Source organism: Bradyrhizobium sp. 179 (genome assembly GCF_023073535.1).
In the GTDB taxonomy this organism is placed as follows: domain Bacteria; phylum Pseudomonadota; class Alphaproteobacteria; order Rhizobiales; family Xanthobacteraceae; genus Bradyrhizobium.
This window is the reverse complement of sequence record NZ_JADPJR010000105.1, coordinates 1-1716: the sequence shown is the minus strand read 5'-3', so window position 1 is coordinate 1716 and position 1716 is coordinate 1. Positions and strand designations below refer to the sequence as shown.

Here is a 1716-nt window from a genome sequence, read left to right as displayed (position 1 = left end):
AGGATCTCGGCGTAGAGCGCCGCCTTGGAGGGGAAATGCTTGAACAGCAGCGCCTCGGAAATAGCAGCGGCGGCCGCCACGCTCTTGGTCGTGGTGCCGGTATAGCCATGCCGGGCAAAACAGCATTTCGCGGCACGGAGGATCAATTGACGCCTCAGGTCGCTCGTCATACGCAATGAGCTCATGTAAGTGAGCAAGCACTCACCCGCGCAAAAGTCAAGCTAATTGGTGCGACGCAACCTCTGAGACTATCAAAAGGTATTCTGGGGTTCTAAATCGGCCGGAAGCCGAGATCGCCGCGAACCCGGTTGATGATGTAAGTCCCGTTCCGGCTGGGCAAAATCAGCTCAAGGCCAGCGCTGTCAATCTGAACATTGGCAAACCTGAACATTGGCAAACCTGAGCGCGCGCTCTCCTGGGCCCCGACCATGGTGAAATGGTCCTGGTGGCCCTTGAGATAGGCCATGAACACGACGCCGGTCTTGTAGAAGCGCGCGACAGCGGCACCGTCCCCCGAGCACGTCGCCGGCGGCCAATCGCGACAGCGCGTAGGACGCCGCCGGCGCAATCGCGTCGAAGATGCCGAGCAGCGCGTGCGAGAAACCCCGCTCATCCCGGCGATCAGCTCCGCATAATTGAAGTCGTCGCCGGTGTACATCTTGATGCGCTTGTCGAGGCGCCGTCGCATGTCGATCTCGCGCTGCTTGTCAAGCAGCGAGACCTTGACACCATCGACCTTGGCGGCATTGCCGTTGATGATGGCAACGGCGGTGTCCATCGCCTCGTCGAGATCTTGTGTGCCCCAGTATCCCGTCAATGCCGGATCGAACATGCCGCCGAGCCAGTGGATGATCACGCGCTCTCGAACCTGCGGCAGCACGCGGTCATATACCTTGGCGTAGTCGTCGGCGTCCGGCCGAGTTTTTGCGAGCGCGCGATGCCATCAGAATGATGCGGCCGCCGACCTTCTCGACCGCGGAGATCTGCTCCTCATAGGCGCGGATCACGTCGTCGATGGTCTTGGCATCCTCCACGCAAGACGATCGGTGCCGGCGCCCGAAAACACCAGCGCATTGCGCCGCTTCGCGGCAGACACCGAGCGCGTGATCAGCTCCAGCGAGGTCGGCCAGTCCAGGTCCATGCCGCGCTGCGCGCTGTCCATGGCCTGGGCGACACCAAGCCCGAGATCCCAGACGTGCTCGCGGAACCGATGGTCTTGTCCCAATCGACCGCGACCGAGAGCCAGGGATCGTTGTCGCAAAGGCATCGGCGACAATGTGCACGGCCGAGAACGCGATGCAGTTGAGCGGACCTTCGAGCTTTGCGGGGAATTCTCGATCGAACGATCGGCTTTCGGCAGCTTGAGCGACAATGAGGACATCGGCTGGACGGGCCTGTTCATGATTTCGGACCTCTCCCCGTCATGTATGGACGGCCCCCTCTCGGCAAGGGCTTTTTGCTGCTTCGGCAAACGGATCGGGGAGCGGTCATGTATACGGCCTCGAGATGCGGCCATGGACCGCGGGCCCTGATGGAGATCGCAGATCGAATTCCAATCATTGCGGCGCGCTGTCACGCGCGATGACGGTGCGGAGTGTTTCGATCTCGGTTTCCTGACCATTTGCCATCACACCTTAAGTGCCCTTCCGATAGGCGTGGAGCGCGAGCGCGGCGGCTGTTGCCCCTCAACTAGGCCGCAGCCGGCGCGCTCGCGCG

General features: G+C 61.8%; 1 protein-coding gene and 1 pseudogene. Both read right to left on the bottom strand.

Going from position 1 to position 1716, the window contains the following annotated elements:
• On the bottom strand, positions 1 to 185 hold a 185-nt coding region (locus IVB12_RS24635), incomplete at its 3' end, for a helix-turn-helix domain-containing protein (protein WP_247302888.1).
• Positions 186 to 271: 86 nt separating this feature from the next.
• Positions 272 to 1402, bottom strand: a pseudogene (locus tag IVB12_RS24630) (DUF993 family protein).
• Positions 1403 to 1716: the final 314 nt, after the last annotated feature.